The 23,078-nt window shown below is 72.4% G+C and carries 19 protein-coding genes, 1 tRNA gene and 1 pseudogene; 17 read left to right on the top strand and 4 right to left on the bottom strand.

Going from position 1 to position 23,078, the window contains the following annotated elements; translation table 11 throughout:
- Window positions 1-13: 13 nt before the first annotated feature.
- From ACGIF2_RS09580 to ACGIF2_RS09570, 3 genes are read left to right on the top strand one after another with little or no spacing between them, the layout of a single operon-like run.
- Window positions 14-2,467 (top strand): DNA polymerase III subunit gamma and tau, encoded by a 2,454-nt coding sequence (locus tag ACGIF2_RS09580; protein ID WP_396045941.1) that lies wholly within the window; start codon window positions 14-16, stop codon window positions 2,465-2,467.
- Window positions 2,468-2,522: 55 nt separating this feature from the next.
- Complete coding sequence (gene recR, locus ACGIF2_RS09575) at window positions 2,523-3,122, top strand: recombination mediator RecR (RefSeq protein WP_396045939.1); 600 nt, start codon at window positions 2,523-2,525, stop codon at window positions 3,120-3,122.
- A gap of 14 nt (window positions 3,123-3,136) precedes the next feature.
- On the top strand, window positions 3,137-3,730 hold the full coding sequence (locus ACGIF2_RS09570; RefSeq protein ID WP_396045937.1) for a DUF5063 domain-containing protein: 594 nt from the start codon (window positions 3,137-3,139) through the stop codon (window positions 3,728-3,730).
- A 42-nt stretch (window positions 3,731-3,772) separates the two neighbouring features.
- Here ACGIF2_RS09570 and ACGIF2_RS09565 read toward each other — a convergent pair whose 3' ends face one another.
- Both ACGIF2_RS09565 and ACGIF2_RS09560 read right to left on the bottom strand, forming a co-directional pair.
- Window positions 3,773-4,906 carry an ABC transporter permease gene (locus ACGIF2_RS09565; RefSeq protein ID WP_396045935.1) on the bottom strand — a complete coding sequence of 378 codons (1,134 nt, stop codon included), beginning with the start codon at window positions 4,904-4,906 and terminating at the stop codon, window positions 3,773-3,775.
- The gene (locus ACGIF2_RS09560; protein ID WP_396045933.1) at window positions 4,903-5,922 is read right to left on the bottom strand and encodes an ABC transporter ATP-binding protein; all 1,020 of its coding nucleotides are present in this window, start codon (window positions 5,920-5,922) and stop codon (window positions 4,903-4,905) included. Before ACGIF2_RS09560 ends, ACGIF2_RS09565 begins: the two co-directional genes overlap by 4 nt.
- Window positions 5,923-6,000: 78 nt before the next feature.
- On the opposite strand from ACGIF2_RS09560, the gene ACGIF2_RS09555 reads away from it, so the two are divergent.
- From ACGIF2_RS09555 to ACGIF2_RS09545, 3 genes are all read left to right on the top strand, one after another.
- Window positions 6,001-6,783: a TSUP family transporter gene (locus ACGIF2_RS09555; RefSeq protein ID WP_396045931.1), complete on the top strand. Its 783-nt coding sequence runs from the start codon at window positions 6,001-6,003 to the stop codon at window positions 6,781-6,783.
- Window positions 6,784-6,889: 106 nt separating this feature from the next.
- On the top strand, window positions 6,890-8,179 hold the full coding sequence (locus ACGIF2_RS09550; protein WP_396045929.1) for an aspartate kinase: 1,290 nt from the start codon (window positions 6,890-6,892) through the stop codon (window positions 8,177-8,179).
- Between the two features lie 2 nt (window positions 8,180-8,181).
- Entirely contained in the window at window positions 8,182-9,246 is a 1,065-nt protein-coding gene (locus ACGIF2_RS09545) for an aspartate-semialdehyde dehydrogenase (protein WP_396045927.1), read from the top strand.
- 14 nt (window positions 9,247-9,260) lie between these two features.
- Here the strand turns inward: ACGIF2_RS09545 and ACGIF2_RS09540 are convergent, their stop codons facing one another.
- Window positions 9,261-9,470, bottom strand: a complete 210-nt coding sequence (locus ACGIF2_RS09540; RefSeq protein WP_396045925.1) for a helix-turn-helix transcriptional regulator — start codon at window positions 9,468-9,470, stop codon at window positions 9,261-9,263.
- Window positions 9,471-11,205: 1,735 nt separating this feature from the next.
- Between ACGIF2_RS09540 and ACGIF2_RS09535 the strand changes: the two are divergent.
- The 11 genes and pseudogenes from ACGIF2_RS09535 to ACGIF2_RS09485 form a co-directional block, all read left to right on the top strand.
- Window positions 11,206-11,367: pseudogene (locus ACGIF2_RS09535) on the top strand (aspartate-semialdehyde dehydrogenase); the annotation flags it as partial.
- A gap of 149 nt (window positions 11,368-11,516) precedes the next feature.
- Window positions 11,517-11,903: a GntR family transcriptional regulator gene (locus ACGIF2_RS09530; protein WP_396046450.1), complete on the top strand. Its 387-nt coding sequence runs from the start codon at window positions 11,517-11,519 to the stop codon at window positions 11,901-11,903.
- Window positions 11,900-12,814 carry an ATP-binding cassette domain-containing protein gene (locus tag ACGIF2_RS09525; protein WP_396045923.1) on the top strand — a complete coding sequence of 305 codons (915 nt, stop codon included), beginning with the start codon at window positions 11,900-11,902 and terminating at the stop codon, window positions 12,812-12,814. Before ACGIF2_RS09530 ends, ACGIF2_RS09525 begins: the two co-directional genes overlap by 4 nt.
- On the top strand, window positions 12,811-13,599 hold the full coding sequence (locus tag ACGIF2_RS09520; protein ID WP_396045921.1) for a hypothetical protein: 789 nt from the start codon (window positions 12,811-12,813) through the stop codon (window positions 13,597-13,599). The genes ACGIF2_RS09525 and ACGIF2_RS09520 overlap by 4 nt, the downstream gene beginning before the upstream one ends.
- 71 nt (window positions 13,600-13,670) lie before the next feature.
- Complete coding sequence (locus ACGIF2_RS09515; protein ID WP_396045919.1) at window positions 13,671-14,636, top strand: ABC transporter ATP-binding protein; 966 nt, start codon at window positions 13,671-13,673, stop codon at window positions 14,634-14,636.
- 1 nt (window position 14,637) lies between these two features.
- Window positions 14,638-15,414 carry an ABC transporter permease gene (locus tag ACGIF2_RS09510; RefSeq protein WP_396045917.1) on the top strand — a complete coding sequence of 259 codons (777 nt, stop codon included), beginning with the start codon at window positions 14,638-14,640 and terminating at the stop codon, window positions 15,412-15,414.
- Window positions 15,415-15,490: 76 nt separating this feature from the next.
- Window positions 15,491-16,261, top strand: a complete 771-nt coding sequence (locus tag ACGIF2_RS09505) for a lysostaphin resistance A-like protein (protein ID WP_396045915.1) — start codon at window positions 15,491-15,493, stop codon at window positions 16,259-16,261.
- Window positions 16,262-16,481: 220 nt separating this feature from the next.
- Window positions 16,482-19,460, top strand: coding sequence for a glycoside hydrolase family 48 protein (locus ACGIF2_RS09500; RefSeq protein WP_396045913.1), 2,979 nt, complete (start codon window positions 16,482-16,484; stop codon window positions 19,458-19,460).
- Window positions 19,461-19,782: 322 nt separating this feature from the next.
- Window positions 19,783-21,129, top strand: coding sequence for a sensor histidine kinase (locus tag ACGIF2_RS09495; protein WP_396045911.1), 1,347 nt, complete (start codon window positions 19,783-19,785; stop codon window positions 21,127-21,129).
- Window positions 21,117-21,797 (top strand): response regulator, encoded by a 681-nt coding sequence (locus tag ACGIF2_RS09490; RefSeq protein ID WP_396045909.1) that lies wholly within the window; start codon window positions 21,117-21,119, stop codon window positions 21,795-21,797. The genes ACGIF2_RS09495 and ACGIF2_RS09490 overlap by 13 nt, the downstream gene beginning before the upstream one ends.
- Window positions 21,794-22,876, top strand: a complete 1,083-nt coding sequence (locus ACGIF2_RS09485; RefSeq protein WP_396045907.1) for a DUF4097 family beta strand repeat-containing protein — start codon at window positions 21,794-21,796, stop codon at window positions 22,874-22,876. Before ACGIF2_RS09490 ends, ACGIF2_RS09485 begins: the two co-directional genes overlap by 4 nt.
- 72 nt (window positions 22,877-22,948) lie before the next feature.
- On the opposite strand, the gene ACGIF2_RS09480 is transcribed toward ACGIF2_RS09485, so the two are convergent.
- A tRNA-Pro gene (locus ACGIF2_RS09480) sits at window positions 22,949-23,022 on the bottom strand.
- Window positions 23,023-23,078 lie beyond the last annotated feature (56 nt).

Below are 23,078 nucleotides of genomic sequence, written 5' to 3'. Positions count from 1 at the left end.
TAGGGTTCGGTGCGTGACGACCGCTCTGTACCGCCGCTACCGGCCCGACTCCTTCGCCGAGGTCATCGGGCAGGACCACGTCACGGCGCCGCTGCGCCAGGCCCTGCGCAGCGGGCAGGTCAACCACGCCTACCTGTTCTCGGGTCCGCGCGGCTGCGGCAAGACGACGTCGGCACGCATCCTCGCGCGCTGCCTCAACTGTGCCGAGGGCCCCACGGACACCCCGTGCGGGGTCTGCCCCTCGTGCGTCGAGCTCGCCCGCGGGGGTCCCGGCAGCCTCGACGTGGTCGAGATCGACGCGGCCAGCCACGGCGGTGTGGACGACGCGCGCGACCTGCGCGAGCGGGCCACGTTCGCGCCGGCCCGCGACCGGTACAAGATCTTCATCCTCGACGAGGCCCACATGGTCTCGCCGCAGGGCTTCAACGCGCTGCTCAAGATCGTCGAGGAGCCGCCGCCCCACATCAAGTTCATCTTCGCGACGACCGAGCCCGACAAGGTCATCGGCACGATCCGTTCGCGCACGCACCACTACCCCTTCCGGCTCGTCCCGCCGGACGTGCTGACCGACTACCTCGCGCAGGTCTGCGGCACCGAGGGTGTGCCCGTCGGCGCCGGGGTGCTGCCCCTCGTGGTGCGCGCCGGCGCGGGATCGGTGCGCGACACGCTCTCGGTGCTCGACCAGCTCATCGCCGGATCGGGCGAGGGCGGCCTGGAGTACGAGGGTGCGGTGTCGCTGCTCGGCTACACGCACGCGTCGCTGCTCGACGACCTCGTCGACGCGATCGCCGCGAGGGACGGCGCGAGCGCGTTCCGGGTCGTCGAACGGGTCATCTCCACGGGCCACGAGCCGCGCCGCTTCGTCGAGGACCTGCTGGAGCGGCTGCGCGACCTCATCGTGATCGCGGCCTCGGGCGACGCGGCCGCTGCCGCGCTGCGTGACGTGCCCTCCGACCAGCTGACCCGCATGCGCGCCCAGGCCACGCACCTGGGCCCCTCCGAGCTGTCACGATCGGCCGACCTGGTCAACGCGGCGCTCTCCGAGATGACGGGCGCGACGTCGCCGCGGCTGCACCTCGAGCTGCTCATGGCCCGGCTGCTGCTGCCCGCCGCCGACGACACCATCACGGGCGTCACCGCGCGCCTGGACCGCCTCGAGCGCCTCGGCGCGGACCGTCCGGCCGCAGCGTCGGCAGCCGCACCGGCACCGGCGCCCGTCGCGGCACCGGCCGCCGTGCCCGTCGCTGCGCCCGCACCGGTTGCCACGCCCGCACCTGTTCCCACGCCCGCACCAGTTGCCACGCCCGCGCCGGCCGCGGCTCCGGCACCTGTCGCGGCTCCCGCGCCCACGCCCGCGCCCGCCGCGGCGCCGGTCGACGAGCCCGCATCGCCGGCCGCCCGCGTCGAACCGGTCGAGGCCGCCGTGCCTGCACCCGCCCCGACGCCCGAGCCCGCCCCCGCCCAGACGCCCGCCCCGGCGTCGGCTCCTGCTCCCGCTCCGGCCCCCGTACGCGCGCCCGCACCGCAGTCCGCGGCGTCGTCGGGCCCGGACACCGAGATGCTCCGGCGCCGGTGGGCCGAGGTGCTCGACACGCTCAACCGGCTCAAGAAGGCCACCTGGGTGCTGGTGAGCCAGAACGCGCAGGTCTCCGACCTGGACGCGACCACCCTCACGCTGTCCTTCACGGCCCCGGGGCTCGCGACGGCGTTCCGCAACGGCCCGCACGCGGAGATCGTGCAGCGCGCGGTGCGCGAGACGCTGGGCTTCGAGGTGCGCGTCGAGCCGGTGCTCGCGGAGAGCGGAGCATCCGGTTCGTCCCGGGCCGACTCCGCGTCACGGAACGCCACCGAGCACCCGGGCACCTCGACGGGCCACGGTGCGGCGCAGCAGACCGGCACGGGGTCGATGAGCCCTGAGGCGGCAGCCGCGTCGTGGGACACCCCCGCGCAGGCGACGGCGCGGGCGGCGGCGTCGTGGGACGCCCCCGCGTCGGGCGGCGAGCAGCGCTCCGCTCCGACCCAGGCGACCGCGTCGATCCAGCCCACCGGATCGAGCCAGCGTCCGGCGCCCGCGAATCCGGCACCGGGTGCTCCCGGCGCCGCGCAGACCCCCGCGGCCCCCGGATCGGTGCCCGGCGCCCACGACGACGACCCGGGCGCGCCCGAGCCGCACGACGAAGACCCGGGCGAGCCCGGCGACTACCCGGACCCGGGGCAGCACGCGGCGGGCGCCTGGCACGGCGACGAGCCGGCTGCGACGGCCCCGGCGCCGCTGAGCGCCCGCGAGGCCGGCGAGCGCGCGCACGCCGCCATGGTCGGTGCCGCGCGCGGGCGTGCCGTCGAGGAGGACTCGCCGTCGCCCGACGACCCGGACCTCGCCTCGTCGGGGCTGACCGGTGCGCCGCTCGTGGCGCAGATGCTCGGTGGCGTCGTGATCGACGAGCAGATCGAGGACGGCATGCGCTGACCTGCGCCGGGGCGTCCGGCACCGGAGCACAGGTTGTGCACCGTAGGGTGGTCGGGTGTACGAAGGCGCGGTCCAGGACCTGATCGACGAGCTCGGGCGGCTGCCCGGAGTCGGTCCCAAGAGTGCCCAACGCATCGCGTTCCACGTGCTGGCAGCCGATCCGGGTGACGTGCGTCGGCTGGTCGACGCCCTCACCGAGGTCAAGGCGCGCGTGCGGTTCTGCGCGGTGTGCGGGAACGTCGCGCAGGAGGAGCTGTGCCGCATCTGCCGTGACCCGCGGCGCTCACCCGCGACGCTGTGCGTCGTCGAGGAGCCCAAGGACGTCGTGGCGATCGAGCGCACCCGGGAGTTCCGGGGGAAGTACCACGTGCTCGGCGGGGCCATCAACCCCATCGCGGGCGTCGGGCCCGACGACCTGCGCATCAAGGACCTGCTCACGCGTCTCGCGGACGGGACTGTCACCGAGGTCATCCTCGCGACCGACCCGAACGTCGAGGGCGAGGCGACGGCGACCTACCTGGCACGCATGCTGGTGCCGATGGGCCTCACGGTCAGCCGTCTGGCATCGGGCCTGCCGGTGGGCGGGGACCTGGAGTACGCGGACGAGGTGACTCTGGGGCGTGCCTTCGAGGGTCGACGACGGATCAGTGCCTAAGGAGCGTGGCGAGCATGGTGGGAACGGCGGACGACGGAGCACGGCACGAGGCTGAGGTGGCGGACCTCCTGGAGGTCGCCCGGACGCTGGCGGACGAGTCCCGCACGTTCGTCTCCACGGTCACCGAGGTCGGCGCGGGCACCAACCCCGACGCGGCGATCCCGCTGCTGCTGCTGGCCGTCTCGGACATCCTGGCCGCGGGGGCCCGGGTCGGCGCGATCCAGGACGTCGTCCCGCCCGAGCGCTTCGAGCCCGACATCGGGCCCGACCCGGATCTCGACCCGCTGCGCTCCGCGCTCGCGAACGTGCTCGACGGTCTCGACGAGTTCGCCGAGGTCGTGGACCCCCTGCTCGGGGCCGAGATCACGGCCTCGACGCTCTCGGGCGACCTGGTGGCCGTCGCCGGCGCGCTGCTGCAGGGTCTGCGGCACCACGACTCGGGCCAGCAGCTCGAGGCGCTGTGGTGGTGGCAGTTCTCCTACCTGTCGAGCTGGGGCGAGCGGGCGTCGAGCGTGCTGCGCGTGCTGCAGGTGCTGCTCGGGCACCTGCGCCTCGACGTGGACGACGACGTGGCAGCCGAGGCGGAGTACGACGCCCTGCAGCCCTGAGCGGGCACTGCGGCACCCGACGCGCCCGTGAGGGGCGCCGCGTCAGGCGACGCGGGTGCCCCGGGCCAGCGTCTGCTGCGGGACGCGGAGCCGTCGCACGGCAGTGACGACACCGGCCGCGCCGAGCAGCACGTTGATCCCGAGGCCCCACGGCCACACCGGGCTGCGGTCGAGGTCGCGCTCGGCGACGGGTGAGCTCGCGTCCTGGCCCGAGGCCGACCAGCACCGGTCCTGCTCGGTCGCCGGGCCGGCCCGCAGCTCGCGGACGCCCGCGCGGATCCCGCCGAGAGGCTCGTTGATCTCCGTGTCGGACGCCGCGACGCCCGCACCGTCGGCGACCACGACGAAGGGGTTCGCGCCCAGCAGCCACCAGGTGCGTTCGGTGTGGACGACGCTCTCGGTCGTGGTCTCCCAGTGGCAGCTCCCGACGTGCTCGCCGTTGCTCACCTGCGCGGTCCAGACCCGGATCTCCGCGTCGGACGAGATCGAGGGCAGCGTGAGCACGAACAGGATGGGCGCGATGATGGTCACCGCCGCGACCGTCAGGAAGGTCAGGACTGTCGATCCGGCCGTGCGGGACACGAGGGCCGAGAACCCGAGCCCGATCGCGCACACGCACGCGAGCAGCGCCGCGAGGAGCAGCAGCGCGACGACGAAGGACAGCACCGGGGTGCCGCCCATCGCGAGCGCCAGCCCCAGGAACGGGACGCTCGCGCCGAGGAACGCGAGCGACGCGGTCCACGAGGCGAGGAGCTTGCCGAGCACGATCTCGGCAGGGGTCAGCAGCGTGACCTGGAGCGTCGCGAGCGTCCCCGCGTTGCGGTCGCCGTTGACTGACGTCGAGCTGAGCGTCGGGGTGACGAGCAGCCCGAGCCCCAGCACGAGGATCACGACCGCGGAGAAGAGCAGCGGGCCGCGGTAGATGCTGGCGCCGCCCGAGCCGGTGAGGAAGCCGATGGCACCGGAGGTGAGCAGCGTGATGCCGCCGACCACGACGAACCACACCACGAGGGCCAGGATCCAGCGGGTCGACCGGACGCGCTGACGCAGCTCGAGCGTCGCGACCGTGCGCACGCCGTGCCAGGTCACGTGCCAGGTGCCGCCGGTGGTCGAGGGCGGGCCGCCATCGGGGCCGGGCTCGGGCGAGCGGCCGATGTCGTGCGTCACGGTGCTCATCGGCGCTCCTCGTCCAGGGTCAGGTAGGCCTGCTCGAGTTCGCCGCCCACGGGGGCGAGCGACGTGACGGGCACCCCGGCGCCGACCGCGTCGCGCACCAGCTGGGCGGCGCCCGCGTCGCCGTCGACCTCGAGCAGCACGCCGCCGGGCGGGTCGTCCGGCAGGTCGTCGGGTGAGCCGGGGGGTGGCACGTCGTCGTCGGGCCGCCACTGCGACCCGGTCGAGGTGAGCCAGCGGGTGAGCGCGCCGTAGGACAGCGCCCGCAGACGCCAGGTGCGCCGCACGGGGGCGCCGCCCGCGAGCCCGTGCGGGGTCACTGTGCGTCCGCGCGAGAGGAACACCGCGTCGTCGACCAGCTCGTCGAGCTCGGACAGCACGTGGCTCGAGACGAGCACGGTGGAGCCCTGAGCGGCGAGCCCACGCAGCAGCTCCCGCAGGTCCACGCGCGAGCGGGGGTCGAGCCCGCTCGCCGGCTCGTCGAGCAGCAGGACCCTCGGGGAGTGCACGAGCGCGCGGGCCAGGCCCAGGCGCTGCTTCTGCCCACGGGAGAGGACGCTCGCGGGCCGGTCGGCGTACTCGGTCAGGTGCACGGTCTCGAGGAGCTCCGCCGCGCGGGTCCGGGCGGCCTCGCGCGGCAGCCGGTACGCCGCGGCGTAGGTCGTCAGCACCTCGCGCGCGGTCAGCGAGTCCCAGGTGCCGAACGCGTCGGGCATCCAGCCGGTGAGTGCGCGGGCCGCGGGGCCGTCGGTCACGGGGTCGTGGCCGCCGACGCGCACGTGGCCCGCATCGGGCACCAGGAGCCCCGCGAGCACGAGCAGCAGGGTCGTCTTGCCCGACCCGTTGGGCCCGATGAGCGCGGTGACGCGCCCCGGGCGGGCGTCGAGGTCGACGCCGTCGAGGGCGCGGACCGCACCGAACGAGCGGGTCACCCCCCGCACGACGATCCCCGCGTGGTCGCCCGGCGACGTGGCCGGACCGGGCAGGGGAGTGGCGCTGCTCTCGACTGTGGGAGGCATCCGCCCAGGCTAGGTGCCGTCCGACGGGGCTGTCCGGCGAATCCTGTGGGGAGTCTGTGGCGGATACGGTGGCGAACCATGACGATCTCGGGGCTCGAGCTGACGACCACGACGCTCGTGCTGCTCGTGCTCGCCGGGTTCGCTGCGGGGTGGGTCGACGCGGTGGTGGGCGGCGGCGGCCTGGTGCAGCTGCCGGCGCTGCTGCTGATCCCGGGGATCTCGCCCGTGCAGGCGCTCGCGACCAACAAGGTCGCGGGGATCCTGGGCACGTCGGTCAGTGCGGCGACGTTCTACCGCCGGGTGCAGCCGGGTCTCGCGACGGCAGGGCCGATGGCGCTGACGGCCCTGCTCGGCGCCGGTGCGGGGGCGGCGCTCGCCGGGGCGCTGCCGGTGGGGGTGTTCAAGCCGGTGATCCTCGTGGCGCTCGTGGCCGTGGCGGTCTACACGGTCGCGCGCCCGCAGCTGGGCCGGGCGACCTCGCTGCGCTGGACGGGACGCCGCCACCTGCTGGTCGCCCTGGGCCTGGGTGCGGTGATCGGCTGCTACGACGGGCTGCTCGGACCGGGCACGGGCTCGTTCCTGGTGATCGCGCTGGTCAGCGTGCTGGGCTACGGGTTCCTCGAGGCCTCCGCGCAGGCCAAGATCGTCAACGTCGCGACGAACTTCGGCGCGCTCGTGGTGTTCACGCTCCAGGGGGCGCCGCTGTGGGGACTGGGGCTCGTGGTGGGCGTGGCGAACATCGCCGGTGGGTACGCGGGCGCACGCACCGCGGTGGCCCGGGGCAGCGCGTTCGTGCGGGTGGTCTTCGTGGTGATCGTGCTCGCGCTCGTGGTGCGTCTCGCGGTCGACGTCCTGGGCTGAGCGGCACGTCCGCCATGCGAACCCGCCGGTGTCCGCACTCTGGGCGTCCTAGACTCGACGGGACCGTGAGCCCGACCCCGTTCGACCCCCTGTCCGGAGACACAACGTGGCCCTGATCGTGCAGAAGTACGGTGGTTCGTCCGTCGCGGACGCCGCCGGGATCAAGCGTGTGGCGAAGCGGATCGCCGAGGCGAAGCGCGCGGGCGACGACGTCGTGGTGGTCGTCTCGGCCATGGGGGACACGACCGACGAGCTCATCGACCTGGCCAACGAGATCACGCCGGTGCCGCCGTCGCGCGAGATGGACATCCTGCTGACGGCGGGCGAGCGGATCTCGATGTCGCTGCTCGCGATGGCCATCGCGAACCTCGGCGTCGAGGCGCGCTCCTACACGGGGCAGCAGGCCGGCCTGGTCACAGACGACTCGCACGGCAGGGCCCGCATCATCGACGTGACCCCCGGGCGCATCCGGGCGGCCATCGACGCCGGGAGCGTGGCGATCGTCGCCGGGTTCCAGGGCGTCACGCAGCACACCAACGACGTGACCACGCTGGGGCGCGGCGGATCCGACACCACGGCGGTCGCGCTCGCGGCGGCCCTGGGTGCCGACGTGTGCGAGATCTACAGCGACGTCGACGGCGTGTTCACCGCCGACCCGCGCATCGTGCCCTCGGCCCGCAAGATCGAGCGGATCAGCTACGACGAGATGCTCGAGATGGCCGCGAGCGGCGCCAAGGTGCTCGTGCTGCGCTGCGTCGAGTACGCCCGCCGCTACGGGGTGCCGGTGCACGTGCGCTCCTCGTTCTCAGCGCACACCGGAACACTTGTCACGAACAACGAGGCCGCCGCGGGTGGCGACGAGGGAGCAGACGTGATGGAGCAGCCGATCATCGCCGGCGTCGCGCACGACAGCAGCGAGGCGAAGATCACCGTCGTGGGGGTGCCGGACGTGCCGGGCACCGCGGCGCACATCTTCGAGGTCGTGGCCCGCTCGGGCGCGAACATCGACATGATCGTGCAGAACGTCTCGGCCGCAGCGACCGGGCTCACGGACATCTCGTTCACGCTGCCCGCGACGGACGGGGCGGCGGCGCTCACGGCGCTGACGGGCGAGCAGGCCGACATCGGCTTCGCGTCGCTGCAGTACGACGACACGATCGGCAAGCTCTCGCTCATCGGCGCGGGCATGAAGTCGCACCCGGGGGTGTCCGCCAAGCTGTTCGGCGCGCTCTCGGCCGCGGGCATCAATATCGAGATGATCTCCACGTCGGAGATCCGCATCTCGGTGGTCACGCGCGCCGACCACCTGGAGGACGCGGTGCGTGCGGTGCACACCGCGTTCGGTCTGGACAGCACGGAGGACGAGGCCGTGGTCTACGGCGGGACGGGGCGGTAGTCATGACGGAAGGTCTGCGGGTCGGAGTCGTCGGCGCGACGGGGCAGGTGGGCGCTGTCATGCGTCGGCTGCTCGAGGAGCGCGACTTCCCGGTCGCCGAGATCCGGTTCTTCGCGTCCGCGCGCTCGGCGGGCACGACGTTGCCGTGGAAGGGCACCGACGTCGTCGTCGAGGACGCCGCGACGGCGGACCCCACGGGGCTCGACGTGGCGCTGTTCTCGGCCGGAGGGGCGACGTCGAAGGTCCAGGCCCCGCGGTTCGCCGCGGCGGGCGTGACGGTCATCGACAACTCGTCGGCGTGGCGCATGGACCCCGACGTGCCGCTCGTCGTCTCGGAGGTCAACCCCGAGGCTGTGCACGAGGCGCGCAAGGGCATCATCGCGAACCCGAACTGCACCACGATGGCCGCGATGCCGGTGCTCAAGGTGCTGCACGAGGAGGCCGGGCTGTGCCGCCTGATCGTCTCGACGTACCAGGCGGTCTCCGGCTCGGGCCTCGCCGGGGCGAAGGAGCTCGACGACCAGGTCCGTGCCGCGGTCCAGCAGGACACGCTGGCCCTGGTGCACGACGGCTCCGCGCTGGACCTGCCCGCGCCGCAGAAGTACGTCGCGCCGATCGCGTTCAACGTGATCGCGCTCGCGGGCAACCTCGTGGACGACGGCTCGTTCGAGACCGACGAGGAGCAGAAGCTCCGCAACGAGTCGCGCAAGATCCTGGGCCTGCCCGATCTGCTCGTCTCGGGCACGTGCGTGCGCGTCCCGGTGTTCACGGGCCACTCGCTGTCCGTCAACGTCGAGTTCGACCGGCCGCTGTCGGTCGAGCGTGCGCAGGAGCTGCTGCGCGACGCCCCGGGCGTGGTGCTCGTGGACGTGCCGACCCCGCAGGGTGCTGCGGGCGCCGACCCGTCGTTCGTGGGGCGGCTGCGCCAGGACCCGGGTGTGCCCGACGGGCGCGGCCTCGCGCTGTTCATCAGCAACGACAACCTGCGCAAGGGTGCGGCGCTCAACGCCGTGCAGGTCGCGGAGCTCATCGCCGCCGACCGCGCGGCGGAGGGCGTCTCCGCCTGAGGCAGCCGGCCGTGCTAGTCCACGCTCGAGGCGCTTGATGGCCTGAAGAGCACGTCCACGCGGCACTCGAAGATGTCAGCCAGTCGGAAGGCGAGAGCCAGTCGCGGCTCGTAGCTTCCGCGTTCGATCGCGTTGATGGTCTGGCGCGAGACACCCGTGCGGGCGGCTAGCTCCCCTTGTGAGAGTCCGGCCTCTTGGCGCCGGCTGGCCACGGAGTTGTCCATGAGAGTGGACGCAGCTGGAGGGGTCGCTCGGCATCGTCGGCCGGCTGCGGGCTTATGAGTCCTTGGTTGGCGACCATGCCACGAGCGATCGGCGCAACGCGCTGACCCTCGAACTGTGGCGCCGGGAGGGGCGCCTAACTGTCGTGGTTCATGAGACTCGGGCTCTCGCCCAGGAGCGGCTGACCGAGTTGAAGGCACTGGACGACGACGGCCGCGACGCCGTGCTGGTCAACATCGCCCGCATCAGCCAACTCCGCGAGGCGTACCCGAGCTACTACGCCGACACGGGGCGGTTCACCGAGTTCGCGACGTCAGGCTCGTCGGTGCTCTCACGCGCTGAACGAGCTGTCGGAGGGGGCTGGGCCCGGATCTTCCGGTTCCGCGACCGGTGCGCGCCCAGCCAGCAGGGCTCCCCGCCCCACGGCTGTGGCGGTCCCACAGCGCGGAGCGAACCGAAACTAGTGGCCGCAACCCCGTCGCACCGAAACCCCGCTGCAGGCGGCTACGGGTTCCGGTCCGCTTCCCCGCGGCCGGGGCCGGCCCTCATCGGAAACGATCGATTCGGTGTGGTTCAGATCCGCCGCGACCTCTAGACGGTCACTAGGGCCCTTCAATACCCTGCCCATGCCGGTTCACCGGAGCGCAACGTCCACCGACCACGCAGGATCGAAGGGGAGCAAAGCGTGAACGTAAAACTGCAGTTGGGATCATTCAAGAGGCGTCGAGTCAGCATGTTGATCGGAATTGCCGCAGTTGTTTCAGGGGTTGCCATAGCAGCACCCGCCAATGCAATCGTCGTCGGCGTTTGCACAATCAAAGCAAATAACCCGCATGGCTCAACACATGTATCCGGTACCATCAACTCCGTGGGGACCGTCAGTTGCACGCTGGTGATGGACGAGATCTATATCCGCACCTACTTGGAGAAATCAACAGGGCAATCTTGGGGCGGGAACACCGAGGACTGGTTCGACTCGAGTTGGGAGCAGAGTAACGCTGCGACGTCATGTGATCAAGGCCCAGGAACGTTCAGAACGCGGGTGAGTTACGCAATCCAGGCGCCCGCAGGGGTCAACCCTCGTTACGCGGCGAACACCATCTACTCGCCATGGGTTGGTGTTGCATGCGGGGTGTCCAATCGTGTCGCATCTTCTAGCGATGACAGCACCGAGAGCCTCGACACAGTCACATTCCAGGCAGTATCGGCGCCCACAAAATAGCTATCCCTCGAAGAAATCGACGACTTCCCCGGCCCCGCCGTTCGAATCGCCATCGACACCAAACACCCGAACGAAAATCAATTGGACCCCGGATCCGCGGGGTCGGGGAATCGTCGTCACGACGAAGATTTCGAACGAGTTTTCCGATGAGATGTTGGAATCCGCCCACGCCACAACCTCTGTTACGTCGCGCACTCCGGATGCTTCCCACTCATCCATTGTGCGCGAAAATCCTAGCGTCGGTGGCGGCCCCCACTCCCTAATGCGATAGGGTCCGGGTTCACGCACTTCTCCGGCAATATCACTGGACGCAACTCTTACAATCTCCACCCGACACGCTCCTCATCGCCGTTAAGAACCTGCGGCTGGGATATCGCCCAGATCTCCGTTCTTTCTAGCAGCTCAACGATATCCTTGGGTGGCAGCATGCCGCCATGGCGTTCACTCAGACACGTCAAGCGACTTTCAACAGCTCCGCCAATCGCGCGCGACGAGACGCAGCTCATCGATGTAGCTCGGGCCTCGCCGGGGCGAAGGAGCTGGACGACCAGGTCCGTGCTGCGGTCGAGCAGGACACGCTGGCCCTGGTGCACGACGGCTCGGCACTGGACCTGCCCGCGCCGCAGAAGTACGTGGCGCCGATCGCGTTCAACGTGATCGCGCTCGCGGGCAACCTCGGCGCCAACGCTCTATCTCGACGTCGACTGGGCTGACGTCGACTGGGCTGACGTCGACTGGGGGCGACAGCGCACCCTTGCGGCTCCACAGCATCTGTGGTTCATTGGTGGAGTAACGAACCGATGAACGAATGAAAGGGGTGAACGCCATCTTCGACGGCCGGGACCCCATCTACCTGCAGATCGCCGACCAGATCCGCGACGACATCCTCGACGGCGCGCTGAAGGAGGAGGACCAGGTCATGTCGACGACCCAGTACGCCACGACCTATCGCATCAACCCCGCCACCGCCGCGAAGGCCTTCGCCGAGCTCGTCGACGAGGGCGTGCTCTACAAGCGGCGCGGCGTCGGGATGTTCGTCGCCACCGGGGCCCGCGCCGCACTCGCGGCCCGCGGCCGGGAGCGGTTCTTCGCCGACGTGCTCGACCCCGCGGTGCACGAGGCCCGCCGGCTCGGCATCGACCTCGAGGACGTCATCGCCCGGATCCGGCTCGACGCCGGCACCACCCACGAGAGCAGCGGAGGAGAGTCATGACCGGCTTCGGCGTCCAGGTCCACGACCTGACCGTGCGCTACGGCGCCGCCACCGCCCTGGACCGGGTGAGCCTCGACATCGCCCCCGGGACCATCACCGGCCTGCTCGGCCGCAACGGCACCGGCAAGACGACGCTGCTCTCCGTGATCGCTGCGTTCCGCCGACCGACGTCCGGCAGCGTGCTGGTGGACGGCGAGGATCCGTGGGAGAACTCCCGGGTGATGGCGGGCACCGGCCTCGTCCGGGAAGGCGGCGACTGGCTCGACGACCGCATCAAGACCTCGCTGACCTACCTCGAGGGCGTCCGGCCGCACTTCGACCGCGACCTCGCGGAGCGGCTGCTGGACACCTTCGAGCTCGACCCCTGCGCCAAGCGGTCGTCGCTCTCCCGAGGCCAGCGGTCCGCGTTGAGCGCGTCGCTGGGCATCGCCGTCCGCACCGAGCTCACCATGCTCGACGAGGTGTACCTGGGGATGGACGCACCGTCCCGCTACGCCTTCTACGACGCGCTGCTCGCGGACTACCTGGAGCACCCTCGCACGATCGTCCTGTCGAGCCACCTCATCGACGAGATCGACCGGATGTTCGAGGACGTCGTGATCCTGCGCGACGGCACGGTGCTGCTGGCCGAAGGTGCCGACGAGCTGCGCTCGCGGGGGACCTCCGTCACCGGACCCGTCGGCGCCGTCACGGCGTTCGCCGTCGGGCGGGACGTGGTGGGGCGCCAGGAGCTCGGCCCCACGCTGCGGCTCACCGTCTACGGCGACCCGCGGCCCGGTGACGTCGCCCAGGCCCGGGAGCTCGGCATCGAGCTGGGGCCCGTCGACCTGCAGGACCTGTTCGTCCACCTGACCGCCCAGCCCACCGTGGCCGGCGCACGCTCCGACCGGAAGACCGAGGTGCCCCGATGACTGCCGTCGCCGCCACTGCCCGCCCGGACGCCGGCGCCGCCCGTCGCAGCCCGTTCGTCCGCACGATCCAGCACCAGCTCGCCATGCAGCTCCGCCTGGGGGCCTGGTTCTGGGCGGTCATCCTCGTCGGTGTGAGCGTCGTCACCGTGCTGGTGGCGACGCTGGGGACGGTCGAGACCAGCATCGTGCAGTACGCCCGGCAGGGGACGCTCTGGTTCCCGTTCTCGATGATGGTCCTGACGGTCATGAGCGGCCTGACGCCCCACGTCGCCTCGGGGATGACCCGCCGGTCGTTCGCCGCGGCGTCCGCGGTGGTCGCCCTCGTCCTCGCGGTGGCCTACGCCGCGATCTTGGTGGGGCTGCTGCAGATCGAGCGCGTGGTCTACGCCGCCGCCGGCTGGCCGCAGACCCTCACGGACACCGGGTTGGACCTCACGTCGTCCGCGAGCGACATCGGGCCGCTGCTGATCTCCCTCACGGCAACCGGCGCCGCCGCCACCGCCAGCGGCCTGCTCGTCGGGATCGTGTACTACCGGGCCGGCGGCTGGTGGGGAACCCTCGCGCTCCCGCTCACCGTCGGGCCCATCCTCGGGGTCGGGCTGCTGGTGTCCTCCGCCATCGGCCCGATCACGCTCCCGGTCGTCGGCGAGGGCGGGGCGTGGGCCGTCGGCTCTGCATCGGGCCTGGCCCTGCGCGCCGTCGCCTGCGCCGTCGTCGTCGCGATCATGTTGGCGGTCCACGACCGGCTCACCCGGGGCGCCGCGCTGGGCAAGCCGGCCCTCTGAGGAGGGACCGAACCACCCAGAACCCGCCGACCCGTCACCACGTCCGCACCGCCCACCGAGAGGACCCCGTCATGCCGGCTACACCCGTGATCCAGGTGGAGCACCTGCGCAAGGCCTACGGCAGCAAGGTGGCCGTGGAGGACGTCAGCCTGACCGTCGCCCGCGGGGAGATCGTGGGCATCCTCGGCCCGAACGGCGCCGGCAAGACCACCACGGTGGAGTGCCTGGCCGGGCTGCGGGTGCCCGATTCGGGGCGCGTGCGCGTGCTGGGGATGGATCCGCAGGCGGACGGGTCCCGGGTCAAGGAGGTGCTGGGCATGCAGCTCCAGGAGAGCGAGCTCCCCGCCAAGCTCAAGGTCCGCGAGGCGATGGAGCTGTACGCCTCGTTCTACGCGGACCCGGCCGACCCGGCCGAGCTGCTGGCCGACCTGGGCCTCACCGACCGCGCCGAGGCCAGGTTCGACCAGCTCTCCGGCGGCCAGAAGCAGCGCCTGTCGGTGGCGCTCGCACTGGTCGGCAACCCCGAGATCGCCGTGCTCGACGAGCTCACCACCGGACTGGACCCGCAGGCCCGCCGTGACACGTGGGGGCTGATCGAGCGCATCCGGGACCGCGGCGTCACGGTGCTGCTGGTCACCCACTTCATGGAGGAGGCCGAGCGGCTGTGCGACCGCGTCGTCCTCATCGACGCCGGCCGGGTGATCGCCACCGGCACGCCCGCCGAGGTCGCCGAGGCGGCGAGCGGTGGCCAGCACCTGCGGTTCCGCGCCTCGGCGCCCGTCCCGGCCGAGGACCTCGCGGCGCTGCCCACGGTCACGTCCGCCCACGGGCCAGACCCGGTGGGGGAGTACGACGTGCGCGGCACGGGGACCGTCGTGCAGGACGTGCTGGTCGCGCTCGCCGGGCGGGGCGTGACCGCCGACTCGGTGCGTGTGGAGGGCGGCACGCTCGATGACGCCTTTGTGGCGCTCACCGGCCGTGCCCGCACCACGACACCCGCCACCGCCCCGCCCGCCACCACCCCGTCGGAGGTCTGACATGTCTGCCACAGCCACCAGCCCTCGCGTCCTGGGCCGGCTCACCCTGACCGAGGCGCGCCTGTTCGCCCGCCAGCCCTCCGCCTGGTTCTTCAGCCTGCTGCTCCCGGTGATCCTGCTGCTCGCCCTGGGGCTGCTGATGCCGTGGGCCGACCAGCCCTTCGACTCCGAGAACCCGCTGCTGGCCGGGATCAACGGCATCACCGGCTACACGCCCACGGTGCTGGCCCTCGCGATCGGCACCGTCGCGTACTCGACGCTGCCGGCCGTGGTGGTCGCCTACCGGGAGAAGGGCGTGCTGCGCCGGCTCGCCACGACCCCGGTGCCGGCCTCGCGGCTGCTCACCGCGCAGCTCCTGGTGCTCGGCGGCACGCTGGTCGTCGCGGCGCTGCTGGCCGTCGTCGCCGGGTGGACGGTGCTCGACGTGTCGATGCCGGCCGATCCCCTCGTGGTGGTGCTGGCGTTCGTCCTCGCCTCGGCCGCCTCGCTCGCGGTGGGCTGCCTCATCGCGGCGCGCGTCGGCTCGGTGGGCGGCGCCACCGGCATCGGCATGACGGTGTACTTCGTCTCGCTGTTCTTCGCGGGGGTGTGGCTGCCGCTGCCGTTCATGCCCGATCTGGTGCAGACGATCAGCGCGTGGACGCCGCTGGGCGCCGCGGCGCAGGCGCTGGCGGCCGGCTGGTTCGGCCAGCCGTTCCCGGCCCTCGAGCTGGGCGTGATGGCGGGGTGGACGGTGCTCCTGGTGCCGCTCGCCGCGAAGCTGTTCCGCTGGACGTGACCGCCGGGGCCGTAGGGCCCGCATAGACGGTCCGCGCCCTTGCTACCGTCGCCGCGAGCCGACGGAGGGAGGCGCCGTGGCGGTCGCCGAACGGACGTTGGCGGTCTCCACGCGCCGCGGACGGTGGTGGTGGTACGCCGCAGCGGTGCTCGGTCTCGCTGCGGTTCAGCTCGCGGTGTCGCTCGGCGGCGGCGTGGTCGCCGGGTGGATCCCGCTCAGCTCGGTCGACCCGGGCAACTGGTGGCTGCGGCTGAGCGTGCACCACGTGGTCCAGGTGCTTCCGGTGCTCGGCGTCATGGTGGTGGTGGCCCGACGGTCTCGCCTCGACCTCAGGCTCGACTTCGGTCTCGGTCTCGGCCTCGGCGACTGGCGGTGGGGGCTACGGGCCGTCGGTGTGGTGAGCGCGGTGCTCGTGGTGTACCTGGTCGGCGTCCACATGGCCCTCCGGGCGCTCGGTCACCCGCTGTCGAGCACCGTCCCGGTCGATCCCGGCGCCCGGGCCGGTCAGCTCGCGTTCCAGCTGCTGCTCAGCGGCCCGTCCGAGGAGCTCGTCTTCCGGGCCCTGCCGATCGCCGTGCTCGCGGCGCTCGGGAGCGTGGTCGTCGTGCGGCGGTGGGGTCTTCGGCTGGAGGCGCTGGTGGCGGCGGTGCTGTTCAGCCTCGCCCACGTCACGGTCACCCTCGGCACGTGGCAGACCTCCGCGGACGGGCAGCAGCTCGCGTTCGCCCTCGTGCTGGGCGCCGTGCAGGGAGTCGTCTTCCAGCGCAGCCGCAGCGTGCTCTACCCGATGGCGATCCACTCGATCTCGAACGTCATCGTCACCGTCGTCAGGATCGCCGGCCTCTAGCACCCGAAACGCTTCACGCACTGGTGCGGCGGGGCCTACCTGCTGAGGGTGGGTCCTGTCGCCCGCTGGGCGCGCCGGGGCGGGATCGGGCGATGGTGCCCTCCCGCCCGGCACGCAGGACGACACAGCAGATCGCGCTCGTCGTCAGCGTGTCTCGCGCCCGCGCCATCGGGCCTTCTCCCGAGGACGGCTGCGCGTCCTCCGGAGAAAGGGAACTCACGTGCCACGACTCACCCGTCGACGCTCACCCTGGCTGGCCCTGGCCGCCGTCGGTGCGGCGTCGTGCGTCGCCCTGTCGGGGGCGGTGCCTGCCCTCGGGGCGCCACCGGCCCCTGCCGCGGTCGCGGCGGCGGTGCCCGTGCAGGCCGCGGTCACGACCGCGACCGGCGAGTACGCCCAGCGATTCCTCGACCTGTACAACCAGATCCACGACCCGGCGAACGGCTACTTCAGCCCGCAGGGCATCCCGTACCACTCGATCGAGACCCTCATCGTCGAGGCGCCCGACTACGGGCACGAGACCACGTCCGAGGCGTACAGCTTCTGGATGTGGCTCGAGGCCAGCTACGGGCAGGTCACCGGGGACTGGGCGCCGTTCAACGCCGCCTGGACCACGATGGAGAAGTACATGATCCCGCAGGCGGCGGACCAGCCCACGAACTCGTTCTACAACCCGTCCAAGCCTGCGACGTTCGCCGCCGAGTACGACCACCCGAGCAAGTACCCGGCCCAGATCAACTCGGGAGTGGCCTCGGGCGTCGACCCGATCGGCGCCGAGCTCAAGACGACGTACGGCACGTCAGACGTGTACGGCATGCACTGGATCGCGGACGTGGACAACAGGTACGGCTTCGGCGGGAGCCCCGGCGGCGGCTGCGAGACGGGTCCGGCGTCGACCGGCACGTCGTACATCAACACGTTCCAGCGCGGTCAGCAGGAGTCGGTGTGGGAGACCATCACCCAGCCGTCCTGCGACAACTTCCGGTACGGCGGCACCAACGGCTTCCTCGACCTGTTCACCAAGGACTCGAGCTACGCCAAGCAGTGGAAGTACACGAACGCACCCGACGCGGACTCGCGGGCGATCGAGGCCGCGTACTGGGCGTTCACGTGGGCCTCGGCGCAGGGCAAGGCCGCGGACATCGCCCCGACGGTCGCGAAGGCCGCGAAGATGGGCGACTACCTGCGGTACTCGCTGTTCGACAAGTACTTCAAGACGATCGGCTGCACGTCGACGTCGTGCGCGGCGGGCACCGGGCGTGACAGCGCCCACTACCTGCAGTCCTGGTACTACGCGTGGGGCGGCGCGACCGACACCTCGGCCGGCTGGGCGTGGCGCATCGGCTCGAGCGCGAGCCACTCGGGCTACCAGAACCCGATGTCGGCGTGGGCGCTGTCGAACGTCTCGGCGCTGACGCCGAAGTCGGCGACCGCGAAGGCCGACTGGGCCAAGAGCCTCGACCGGCAGCTCGAGTTCTACCAGTGGCTGCAGTCCACCGAGGGCGGCATCGCGGGCGGGGCGACGAACAGCTGGGGCGGGGCGTACGGCACACCGCCGGCGGGCACGTCGACGTTCTACGGCATGGGCTACCAGGTGGCCCCGGTCTACAACGACCCGCCCAGCAACCAGTGGTTCGGCATGCAGGTGTGGTCGATGGAGCGCGTCGCGGAGTACTACTACGCGACGGGTGACGCGCGGGCCAAGAAGGTCCTCGACAAGTGGGTCCCGTGGGCCATCGCCAACACGACGGTCGGGGCCACCACGTGGGCCATCCCGGCGACGCTCGCGTGGACGGGGCAGCCGGACACGTGGAACGCCACGACCCCGGGCACCAACGCGGGCCTGCACGTCACGGTCGTGGACAAGGGCCAGGACGTGGGCATCGCGGGCGACTACGCGAAGCTGCTCACGTACTACGGCGCGAAGTCCGGGAACGCGGCCGCGAAGACCACGGCCAAGGCCCTGCTCGACGTCATGTGGGCCACCAACCGCGACACCAAGGGCATCTCCACGACCGAGACGCGCACCGACTACGCGCGGTTCGACGACGTGCTGACGTCCACCACGGGCGACGGCGTGTACGTGCCCACCGGCTGGACCGGAAAGATGCCGAACGGCGACGCCATCAAGGCCGGCGTCAGCTTCCTCGACATCCGCAGCTGGTACAAGAACGACCCGGCCTGGCCCAAGGTCCAGGCGTACCTGGACGGCGGCGCCGCGCCGACGTTCAACTACCACCGGTTCTGGGCGCAGGCCGCGATCGCGACGGCCCTGGCCGACTACGAGCTGCTGCTCGGCACGGGCAGCACCCCGGACACCACGGCGCCGACGGTGCCGACGGGTCTGACGGTGGCGTCGAAGACGGCGACGAGCGTGTCGTTGACGTGGACGGCGTCGACCGATGCGGTGGGGGTGACCGGGTACGACGTGTACCGGGGGACCACGCTGGTGGGCACGGCGACGGGCACCACGTACACCGACTCGGGTCTGGCGGCATCGACGGCGTACTCGTACACGGTGCGGGCACGGGATGCGGCGGGCAACGTCTCGGCGGCGTCCACGGCCCTGGCCGTGACCACGAGCGCCGGGACCGGTGACACCACGGCGCCGACGGTGCCGACCGGTCTGACGGTGGCGTCGAAGACGGCGACGAGCGTGTCGCTGACGTGGACGGCGTCGACCGATGCGGTGGGGGTGACCGGGTACGACTTGTACCGGGGTGCCGCGCTGGTGGGCACGGCGACGGGCACGACGTACACCGACTCGGGCCTGACGGCCTCGACGGCGTACTCGTACACGGTGCGGGCACGCGACGCGGCGGGCAACGTCTCGGCGGCGTCCACGGCCCTCGCTGTCACCACGAACGCCACGACGCCCACGGCCTCGTGCAAGGTGACCTACACCGCCAACAGCTGGAACACCGGGTTCACGGCGTCCGTGAAGGTCACCAACACGGGCACGACCGCGCTGTCGAGCTGGTCGCTCGGCTTCGCGTTCCCGTCCGGTCAGAAGGTCACGCAGGGCTGGAGCGCGAACTGGTCCCAGTCCGGCACCCAGGTCACCGCGACCAACGCCGCGTGGAACGGCACGCTCGCGGCGGGGGCCAGCGCCGACATCGGGTTCAACGGTTCGCACACGGGCACGAACACGTCACCGACGGCGTTCACGCTCAACGGCTCGACCTGCACCACGGGCTGACGCACGGGCACGGCACGGCGAGGGGTCGGTCCCGACGGGTCCGGCCCCTCGCCGTGCGGCACGCGGGCGGGTCGTCGGGCCAGCAGGTCGTCGGGGGTAGGGACAACCCCACCCCGGACTCGGGGGCAGGCAGGCTGGGTCTGTGCAGGTCAGCGGGCCTACGGTCGTTCCCATGGAGAACCCGACCAGCGCGGCCCCGGCTGCACCACCCCTCGGCGCTGCGCCGGGGCGCGAGCTCGCTGCCGCCGCCCCGCCACCGGCAGCCCTACCCCGAACCGGTGCGCCGCGAGCGGCCCTGACGCCCCGCCCCGCCCCTGGCCCCGTGAGCATCGACGACGACCTGGCTCACGTCGCACCGGCTCTGCGCGGCGGTCACGCCCTCGTGCTCGCGCCGTGGGCGGGGGCGACGTGGCGCGCCGTCTCGCAGGTCACGGTCGGCTTCGTGGTGCTGCTCACGGGCGGCACCATCGCGATGATCACGGTGCCGCTGTTCGCAGCGCTCATCACGCTGGGCGTGGGCATCCCGCTGCTCGCGGCGGTGCTGCTGGTGACCGGCCCCCTCGCAGCGGTGGAGCGGGCGCGGCTCGAGGCCCAGCTCCAGGTGCGGATCGCCCCTCCGGTGCGCCGCCGCCGTCGGCCGACGGTGTGGGGACGGATGCTGGGCGTGCTGACCGACGGGCGCCGGTGGACGGCCGTCGCCTACCCGGCGGTGGGGATGCTGCTGGCATCGGTGCAGGTCATCGTCGCGTGGGGAGGGTTCGGCGGCTCGATCGCCGCGATCGCCCTGCCGGTGTACCGCTCCGCCACGGAGCTCTCGTCGACGGAGGTCACGGCGTGGGTCGCGGCCGGCACGGTCGGCATCTGGGTCACGGCGTGGGTCACGCAGGCGCTCGCTCTGGCGCACGTGCGCCTCGCCCGGGCGCTGCTCGGCCCCGGCCGTCGGGGCGAGGTCGAGGAGGCCCGTGCCCAGGTCGCCGTCGCCCAGGAGGAGGCCGCGGTCGCCCAGGAGCGCGTCGAGGTGGCGCGCGTCCGTGCCGAGCACCTCACGGAGACCCGCACCCGGGTCGTGGGGGCCGCCGACACCGAGCGCCGCCGCATCGAGCGTGACCTGCACGACGGCGCCCAGCAGCGGCTCGTCGCCCTCGGCGTCGAGCTCGGGGCCGCCAAGCGCGCGGCCGCGGCCGATCCCGACGCGGCCCGGGAGGTGATCGACCACGCGCACCGCGAGGTCAAGGAGGTCCTTTCCGAGCTGCGCGACCTGGTGCGCGGCATCCACCCCGCGGTGCTGACCGACCGTGGCCTCGACGCGGCCCTCTCGGCTCTCGCGGCCCGCAGCCCGGTGCCGGTCGAGGTCGACGTGCCCGATGTCGACGCGCTGGCGGGCTGCACCCCGGCCGCGCAGGCCGCCGCGTACTTCGTGGCCGCCGAGGCGCTGACGAACGCCGCCCGGCACTCCGGTGCGGCCCTGGTCCGGCTCGACGTGCACGTGCGCGACGGGATGCTGCACCTCCAGGTGGCCGACGACGGCCACGGTGGGGCCACCGAGCGCCCCGGGAGCGGCCTGGAGGGCCTGCGAGGGCGGGTCGAGGCCCTCGACGGCACCTTCCACCTCGAGAGCCCCACGGGGCACGGCACGCGCCTGGTGGTGGAGGTCCCGTGCGCATCGTGATCGCGGAGGACTCGGTCCTGCTTCTCGACGGCCTGACGCGGCTGCTCACGTCCGAGGGGCACGAGGTCACGGGCCACCGCACAGCGGACGACGCGGTCGCGGCCCTCGGACGGCCGGCCGGTCCCGGGCACCCGCTGCCCGATCTGCTCGTGACCGACGTCCGCATGCCGCCCACGCACACCGACGAGGGGCTGCGCGCCGCTGTGCACCTGCGCAGCGTGCACCCCGAGCTGCCGGTGCTCGTGCTCTCGCAGTACGTCGAGCAGCGCTACGCCTCCGAGCTGTTCGCGGGGGACGTGCGCGGCCTCGGCTACCTGCTCAAGGACCGCATCGCGGACGTCGACGAGCTGCTCGACGCCGTCGGGCGCGTGTCGGGCGGCGGCACCGTGATCGACCCCGAGGTCGTCGCGCAGCTGCTCGCCCGGGCGCGGCGTCCCGTCCTCGAACGGCTCACCGCCCGCGAGCGGGAGGTCCTGGCCCTCATGGCCGAGGGACGGTCCAACGCCGCGATCGCCGAGCGCCTCGTGGTCGGCACCGCCGCCGTCGAGAAGCACGTCACGTCCATCCTGACCAAGCTCGAGCTCACGCCCGGCGCCGACGACCACCGTCGGGTGCTCGCCGTGCTGCGGTACCTCGAGCACGCACCCCTCCGAGGAGACCTCTCATGACCGCGTCCACCCTGACCCCCGTCGAGACCGGGCCACCGGCGCCCGGCCACCGACCGGCGCAGCGTGCCCTGCTGTGGGCCGGGGGTGTGCTCGGCGCTGTGCTCATCGCGTGGTGCGCGCTCCAGGCCGCTGACGTCTTCGCCACGACGACCGAGACCGTGGACCACGACTACGGGGCAGCACGGACCGTCGAGCTCGTCGCCGACGGGCCGGTCACCGTCACGGCGGGCGGGGACGACGCGGTCCTGGTGACCGAGCGCAACCGGACCGGCTTCGGGTCGAGCACCTACACGGCCGACCTCACGTCGCAGGACGGCGAGGGCTCGCTCGTGGTCGAGAGCCGCTGCAACCGTTGGTGGGGCAGCAGCACGAGCTGTGCGGCGGGCCTCGACGTCACGGTGCCGGCCGGCACCGCGGTGCTCGTCCGCTCGTCGTCGGGCGACGTCGCAGTCTCCGACGTCGCCGGCACCGTGGACGTCAGCGCCGGGGACGGACGCGTCCTCGTGGCCGGTGCGGGCGGCGACGTGCTCGCGTCGACGGTGTCGGGCGGCGTGAGCGTCGACGGCGTGGACGGCGACCTGGTCGCGAGCACGCTGGACGGGGCGGTCGAGGTCGCCCGGGTCACCGGGGACGTGGTCGCGAGCTCCGGCTCGGGGCAGGTGAGTGTCGACGGTGGCCGTCAGGTCGAGGCGCGGACGACGGACGGCGCAGTCACCGTCACCGCCACGCGCGGGCCGGTCGTCGCGGTCTCCGGCTCGGGGGCCGTCGAGGTCCAGGACGCCGGCGGTGACGTCGAGGCGAAGTCGACCGACGGTGCCGTCACTGTGCAGCGGGTGGCAGGCAGTGCCGTCGCGAGCTCGGGCAGCGGCCGGGTCGAGGTCGGCGCTGTGCGCGACGACGTCGAGGCGACCTCGTCCGACGGTGCCGTCACCGTGCGCGGCACGGACGAGCCCGCGGTCCTGACGATCGTCACGAGCGACGGCCGCACGACGGTCGAGGGAGCGACCGACCCGAAGGCCACCCGGGCCGTGGTCATCCGATCGGGCAGCGGCGACGTGGCCTACCTCGGCCCGCGCTGAGCGCCTCGCCACCGCACGACGAAGGCCCCTGATCTGCGTCTCCGCGGATCAGGGGCCTTGCTGTCTCACCGGTCGGGGTGGCGGGATTCGAACCCACGACCTCTTCGTCCCGAACGAAGCGCGCTACCAAGCTGCGCCACACCCCGGTTGAGCCTGGCCAGAATAGCCGACGAACGGCCTTGCGACGAAACCGACCCCTCCG

It is taken from the genome of Cellulomonas sp. P22 (assembly GCF_044392165.1).
Note: the sequence above shows the minus strand (reverse complement) of the source record. Positions and strands in the feature narration are given on the sequence as shown.

What these genes read in the sequence shown, in the direction of transcription:
- ACGIF2_RS09570 (WP_396045937.1), top strand. Translation starts at nt 3,137, where the DNA reads ATGGTGGGAACGGCGGACGACGGAGCACGGCACGAGGCTGAGGTGGCG.
- ACGIF2_RS09565 (WP_396045935.1), bottom strand. Translation starts at nt 4,906, where the DNA reads ATGAGCACCGTGACGCACGACATCGGCCGCTCGCCCGAGCCCGGCCCC.
- ACGIF2_RS09560 (WP_396045933.1), bottom strand. Translation starts at nt 5,922, where the DNA reads ATGCCTCCCACAGTCGAGAGCAGCGCCACTCCCCTGCCCGGTCCGGCC.
- ACGIF2_RS09555 (WP_396045931.1), top strand. Translation starts at nt 6,001, where the DNA reads ATGACGATCTCGGGGCTCGAGCTGACGACCACGACGCTCGTGCTGCTC.
- ACGIF2_RS09545 (WP_396045927.1), top strand. Translation starts at nt 8,182, where the DNA reads ATGACGGAAGGTCTGCGGGTCGGAGTCGTCGGCGCGACGGGGCAGGTG.
- ACGIF2_RS09540 (WP_396045925.1), bottom strand. Translation starts at nt 9,470, where the DNA reads ATGGACAACTCCGTGGCCAGCCGGCGCCAAGAGGCCGGACTCTCACAA.
- ACGIF2_RS09525 (WP_396045923.1), top strand. Translation starts at nt 11,900, where the DNA reads ATGACCGGCTTCGGCGTCCAGGTCCACGACCTGACCGTGCGCTACGGC.
- ACGIF2_RS09520 (WP_396045921.1), top strand. Translation starts at nt 12,811, where the DNA reads ATGACTGCCGTCGCCGCCACTGCCCGCCCGGACGCCGGCGCCGCCCGT.
- ACGIF2_RS09515 (WP_396045919.1), top strand. Translation starts at nt 13,671, where the DNA reads ATGCCGGCTACACCCGTGATCCAGGTGGAGCACCTGCGCAAGGCCTAC.
- ACGIF2_RS09510 (WP_396045917.1), top strand. Translation starts at nt 14,638, where the DNA reads ATGTCTGCCACAGCCACCAGCCCTCGCGTCCTGGGCCGGCTCACCCTG.
- ACGIF2_RS09485 (WP_396045907.1), top strand. Translation starts at nt 21,794, where the DNA reads ATGACCGCGTCCACCCTGACCCCCGTCGAGACCGGGCCACCGGCGCCC.